We start from the raw sequence: 5,891 nt of genomic DNA, 5'->3' as shown, positions 1-5,891 counted from the left end.
CCATGTCGGTTTTTTCCTCCACGGCGATGGCCCCCCCTGGACGGCCTTCTTCAATGGCCCGCACCAGCAGGGGGATGGTCGCCTCCCCCTCCCCGATCACCACGAAATCGCAGCCCCCGGCCAGCACCTCGTCCGGCGCGGAGGTGACGTAGGGACCGCCCGCAACCACGATCTTTCCCAGGGCCTTGGCCCGCGCGGCGCAGGCGAAAAGGCCGTCACGCTGCACCAGCATGGCCGAAATCATGACCACATCGGCAAAGCGCAGATCCGCATCGGACACGGGACGCACGTTTTCGTCGGCCAGGCGGACATTCCAGTCCGGCGGCAAGAGCCCGGCCACGGTCAAAAGCCCAAGCGACGGCATGAGGGCCTTTTTCCCAGTCACCTTCATGATTTCCGGGAAGCTCCAAAAGGAACGCGGCAGGCGCGGATTGACCAGCAGGATATTTTTCATGGCCCTCCAGGCCGGGGAAGAAGGCGGGTTTGTGTTTCCGGCCACGGCCGGGGGAGGTGGGGTATCTCGGGCGAGTCGCAGCAACGGGAGAGGATATGATACGCCACAATCCGGGGGAAGAAAACAGCCGCTTCGGAACGGCTGCGGCCCGGCGGCCGCCTGGGCGGGCCGGACACGCCCGCCGCCAGGGGCGCGACTGACGTGCGCCGTCTATGTTCCGTCCTGGGGTTCCTGGGCGCAGGCCCGCAAGAGGGTGCGGCCAAGCTCCAGATCTTCGGGCAGATAGGCCGGGTCCGTGGCCACGGCCACCACCCGGCCGAGCACGGCGCCCTGTTCCACCTGGCAATCCCTGGCCGGATGCTCCAGGACGATCATGCCATGATCGGCCCCGCGCGACAGGATGCGCCGAAAAAGCGCCCGGACATCGGCATGGGCGGCGGGTGCGGCGTCGATCTGCAGGGTCCGGTCAGCCCGGATCGTACAGGTTCTCCAAAAAAGGCCCTCCAGGGCCCGGGCCAACTCCCGGGCGTTTTCCGGCAAACGCCCCTCGAACACGGCCCCAAGCTCCAGGTCGGCCAGGGTGGGCGCGCCTGCGGGCAGGGCGTTCTCCAGGGTGCAGCACATCTCCAGGGCCGCCCCATGCTTTCTGGCGTTGACTTCCACGAAATGGACCGTGCCGTCCCGGTCCACGATGAAATCGCAGCCGAACACGCCGCGATATCCGCTGCCGCCCAACACCCGCCCGGCCGTTCTGGTGTGCTCGCGCAATTCCCGCAGGATGTGCGCGGGCAGGGCCGACGGATACGACGCCCCCCAGCCCCCGTTGGCCTCCATGCGGCGATCCGCCACGGCCGCGATGAACACATCGTCCTCTCCGGCCGTGATGCCGAGGACCGTGGGCGCATGGGCGGCCGGGACATGGCGGAACAGGAACGCCTCGCCGCCTTCTTTAAGGCGTGCGGCGACATCCCGGGGGTCCGTGACCACAAAGGGATCGTCCGCCTCGCGGGCGTCCTCCGTCAACACCCCCACCCCGTCGCCCCAGACCGGCAGCAGTCCGGCCACGACCTGGGCGATCTCCTCGTCGGCCCGGCACTGGCGATGGTCCAGCACGGGAACCAGATCCCGCAGCATGCGCGATTGGTAGAGGCGGTTGTTCCACATAGCCGCCGTTTCCCCGTCCGGGCCGATGAATTTCACGCCCGGCAGGCGGGAAAGCGTCAGCTCCGGAACGGATTCCGCCACATGCACGTAGACCTCGCCCTGACGGCGCACCAGGGAACGGATAAGGCCGCGCACGGTTGCCGAGGCGGAGACCACCGTGGCGAATTCCCGTGGGGCAAGGGGGCAGCGCGACATGACCCCGGTCTCGGCGAAATGGCGCCTGGCCCTGGGGTTCAAAACAATGGTGTTGCGGTGCAGGCTGCACCCTGACACATCGGGGATGATCCGGACGTAATCCATGCGTTGTCCGGTCCTGCGTTCCAGGGCCTCCCGCATGAACTGGTTCAGGGAATCGTACCTGGCCTCGCCCACATACAGAAAATATCGGACCTGCGGATCAAGGACCAGATCATAGGGAAAAAGTCCGTCGTCTTCGTTGACCATATCGACCGCCTGCGTCTGTTGCGTCCCCTTTCTCCTGATTGTTCAGTCTCACCCTGCTTGGCAGCCTTGTCAAGAACTCCGGCGGCCGCAGGGCCGCGTGAGCCGGAGCGTCCCGGCTCTTTCGAAATATCGCCGTGTTTTCGCAGGCCGGGGCTTCGGAAACAGGCGCCGCCGATTCCGGAAAACGATCGGCTGCGACCTTGCGCCTGGACGCATTTCCCGTTGATGCGTATGAGGATTGTCATGCATGCCCCCCTCAAGACCCAGTTGCGCATTCCGGCGGACAGCCGTTTCCTGACCATGATCCAGGGCCACGTCCGGGATCTGGCGACCATCGCGAAGCTGTCTCCGAAAGAGATATTGGCCCTGGAGCTGGCCACCGAGGAAACCTTCCTCAATATTCGCGATCATGCTTATCCAGGCGACACCCCTGGGGATGTTATCGTCAACGGCGAAATAGGAGACAGGGAACTGCGCCTGGATTTTCATGACCAGGGATTGCCCTTCGATCCGTCCCTGCTTCCACAGGCGGATGATCCTTCCGGATCGCCCGGGTCGGGCGGCCTGGGCCTGAAACTCATCCACCATGCCGCTGACGAGGTCCACTGGGTCAACCACGGCCGACAGGGCAAGGGACTGTGTCTGATCAAGCGGCTGCCCCGCGCGGCCGAACCGATGCCGCCGGAAGCCTGGGCGGAGATTCCGCGCGCTCCGGCCCACACCTATGCCATCCGCCCCATGCTTCCGGACGAGGCCCTGCAGGTGACCCGTATCTTCTGGCTGGCATACGGCTATTCCTATAAGAATGAGGCCTTTTACCGTCCCGAGGGGCTCGTCCATATGGTCGGCGCCGGACAACTCGTCAGCTACGTGGCCGTGACCGAAACCGGCGAGGTGGCGGCGCATATCGGGTTGCTGCGTCCGGAGCCCGTGCCCATGGCCGAGATGGCGGTGCTTGTGGTCTCACCGGCCCATCGAAGCCGCGGGCTTATGGGCGCCCTGACCACGGCCCTGACCGAAAAGGCAAAGGAACTTGGGCTGTTCGGACTTTCGCTCAACCCGGTCACGAGCCATGCCGCCAGTCAGCGGCAAGTGCTGGATTATGGCGCCAAACCTTGCGGCCTGGAACTGGCGGCCTGCCCGCCCCGGCGTTTCAAGGCCATGGGCCTGGACAACGTCGCGCCGCAGCGGGAATCCTATCTGCACTGTTTTCTGTACCTGAAGCCCCCGTCGGCGGCCGTGGTCCATGTTCCGGCGCGTCACCAGGATATGGCGGGCCGCATCTACGCGCAGTTCGAACGCCCCCTGACCCTGGCGCCCCCAAGCGGGGGCGCGGCCCCCGGGGATTACAAGGTGTCCTTTGACCGTGGGCTCCTCAAGGGCGCCATCCGGATCGTGCGCGCCGATGTGCGGCAATGGCCGGAGATCCTTCGGGCGGCCGTCGATCTGGCGGACATCGCCGGGGCCGAGGCGGTTTCGCTCGATCTTCCGCTGGCCCAGCCAGCCACGCCACTGCTTTGCGAGCGAGCCGAGGAGGCGGGATTTTTCTTTGCCGGCATCTGGCCCCACGGCGCCCCGGACGGGGACATGCTCCGGCTTTTGCGGCTGGCCGTCCCCCTGGACCTGGAGCAGGTGCGCATCCATCCCGGGTTCGGGCGTGAGCTGCTTGACTATGTGGGAGCCGAAATGGCACGCGCCGCCAGGGCCGTCGACCCCCGGCGCCACACCCCGTAAGACAACCGGCAATTTTCCTAGAAGAACAGCCAGATTGGCTTGGCGCCCTCGCAATCCAAAAACATGGATGACGCGCCCCCCCTCATGCCGTCAGCGGCGCGTCCGGTCGGCGGCCGTTGCCTCCACTCCCCTGCGCCGTGCATCGAAGCGGCAGAGCAGCCGCGCCACCAGGGGGCCCATGAGCACCACCGCGAAGAGGCGCAGGGTCTGTTGGGCCACGACGAAGGGCACATCACAGCCACTCCCCGCAGCGATGACCACCACCGCGTCGAGGCCTCCCGGGCTGGTGGCCAGGTAGGCGCTCAGAGGATCCACGCCGAGCCAGGCGGACAGCATCCAGGCCGCGAAACCGCACAGGACGATGAGCAAAAATGTGGCCAGCAACAGTTGGGGGATGGCCTGCAAGGCGTGGCGCACCGTGTGGGGCGTAAATCGCAGGCCGACGTACCACCCCAGACAGGCGTAAGTGATCCAAAGCAGCCAGGCGGGCAGGGTGATGTGCAAAAGACCGCTGGCGTTGAGCGCCGCGCCGATGAGCATCGGCAGCAGCAGGGCTCCCGCCGGCACGCGCAACCGTCGGGCCAGGAGCATGCCGCAGGCGATGACGAGCAAGGTCAGCGCCAGGGGGAGCACCGGCGCATCCAGGCCGAGGGACAGGGCGGCGCGGGCTGGAATTTCAACCTCATGGCCGAGCAGAAGGCGCGAGACACCCGAGGCGGTCAACACCACCACGAACATCCGCAGGTACTGCATGAAGGCCACCATGCGCACATCCGCGCCGTAGGACTCGGCCATGACGGACATGGCTGCGGCCCCCCCCGGCGAGACGCCCCAGGCGGCGGTGGAGCCGGTCACTGTGCCAAAGCGGATGAGCGCCAGCCCCACAAGCGCCCCGGAAACGATGATGTGGACGATGACAACGAGCATCGGCAGCCACTGTTGGCCCAGGGCGGCCAGGGTGGAGGGGGTGATGGTCACGGCCACCAGACAGCCGATAACGGCCTGGGCGGCGCCGAAGACACCGGGGGACACCGCCAGGGGCGCGCCGCCGAGGGCAAACGCCACGCCGACGATCATGGGGCCGAGCAGGACGGCGGCCGGAACGGCGGCCCAGGCAAGCAGGGAGGCCAACAGGCCGGAAACGAGGATCAACGCGGCCCACAGGCGCACGCGGCAAAAGAGGGACATAGGCGCTCCATAACCCGGGCAACCCCATGAAATCATCCAGAGGGAGTCCCGGGGGGGCGCATCCTACGTGCGGCCGACCCGGATGCGCAAGCATGCGCCGAGGCGTGGGCAGGCGCCGGTTCAGGCTGGGAACGGCGGGAGGCCGACATCTTTCAGACGGGCATCACGGATTCTGGGAGAGCATGACCCGGGCCGGTTCGGCCAGGGCGGCCAGACAGGCGTCGGCCAGGCGCGCGGCCCCGGCCGGGGCCAGGTGCACGCCGTCGGGGGTGCGCAGGCGGGTTCCGGCGGCGAGAAATTCCGCATACCGCCCCCCGGGACCGGCCAACACGGGCCACACGTCCACAAACCGGCATCCGGGCTGGCGGCGCATTTCCTCGGCCAGGGCGGCATTGACCACCGGCATGTCCCGGAAAAGCCCGGGATCGGCCATGACCGGCGCGCCGAGCCAGACGATGCGCACCTCCGGATTGGAGGCCCGGGCGATTTCCACCAGCCGGGCGGCCCGGCGGCGGTATTCGGCGCTCCAGGCCGTCGTGCCGAAGGCCGCTGTCTTGCCCGAGGCCAGGGGCAGGGATTTGTTGTCGTTGGCCCCGATCATGACCACCACCGTGTCCGGCCGGTTTGTCCGCACCATCTCGGCCAAGTGTTTTTCCCAGTCGAAAAACCCGGGACGGGCCAGACCGCTGGAGACCTTGCCCAGCCGGGCAAAGGCCAGTTCGGACGTTTTGGCCAGCCGCCGCTCCAGGACATCGGCCAGGGAGATGGACAGGGAATCGCCCACGACCAGAAGGCGCGACCCGGTAAGGGCCCTGCCTGCCGCCTTGGCGGGGTCGCCCGGGGCCGGGCCCACGAAGTGCCAGCCGAGTTGCTTGAAATGGTCCTTGGCCGTGTGCAGGGTGTCGAG

Annotated in this window: 5 protein-coding genes; 1 reads left to right on the top strand and 4 read right to left on the bottom strand. The window is 67.2% G+C overall.

Annotated elements, in window-relative coordinates; all coding sequences use genetic code 11:
* Both V3572_RS04355 and V3572_RS04350 read right to left on the bottom strand, forming a co-directional pair.
* The coding region (locus V3572_RS04355) for a B12-binding domain-containing radical SAM protein (protein WP_332109758.1) at window positions 1-454 on the bottom strand (454 nt) is incomplete at its 3' end.
* Between the two features lie 210 nt (window positions 455-664).
* Window positions 665-2,062 (bottom strand): hypothetical protein, encoded by a 1,398-nt coding sequence (locus V3572_RS04350; RefSeq protein WP_332109757.1) that lies wholly within the window; start codon window positions 2,060-2,062, stop codon window positions 665-667.
* A 243-nt stretch (window positions 2,063-2,305) separates the two neighbouring features.
* On the opposite strand from V3572_RS04350, the gene V3572_RS04345 reads away from it, so the two are divergent.
* Window positions 2,306-3,796 carry a GNAT family N-acetyltransferase gene (locus tag V3572_RS04345; protein ID WP_332109756.1) on the top strand — a complete coding sequence of 497 codons (1,491 nt, stop codon included), beginning with the start codon at window positions 2,306-2,308 and terminating at the stop codon, window positions 3,794-3,796.
* Window positions 3,797-3,886: 90 nt separating this feature from the next.
* Here V3572_RS04345 and V3572_RS04340 read toward each other — a convergent pair whose 3' ends face one another.
* Together V3572_RS04340 and V3572_RS04335 are read right to left on the bottom strand one after the other, a co-directional pair.
* Window positions 3,887-4,984, bottom strand: coding sequence for an AbrB family transcriptional regulator (locus V3572_RS04340; RefSeq protein ID WP_332109755.1), 1,098 nt, complete (start codon window positions 4,982-4,984; stop codon window positions 3,887-3,889).
* 163 nt (window positions 4,985-5,147) lie between these two features.
* Window positions 5,148-5,891: SGNH/GDSL hydrolase family protein (locus V3572_RS04335; protein WP_332109754.1), on the bottom strand; the 744-nt coding region annotated here is incomplete at its 5' end.

This window comes from Desulfolutivibrio sp. (assembly GCF_036584575.1).
Classification (GTDB): Bacteria; Desulfobacterota; Desulfovibrionia; order Desulfovibrionales; family Desulfovibrionaceae; genus Desulfolutivibrio.
This window is presented reverse-complemented; position numbering and strand designations above follow the sequence as displayed.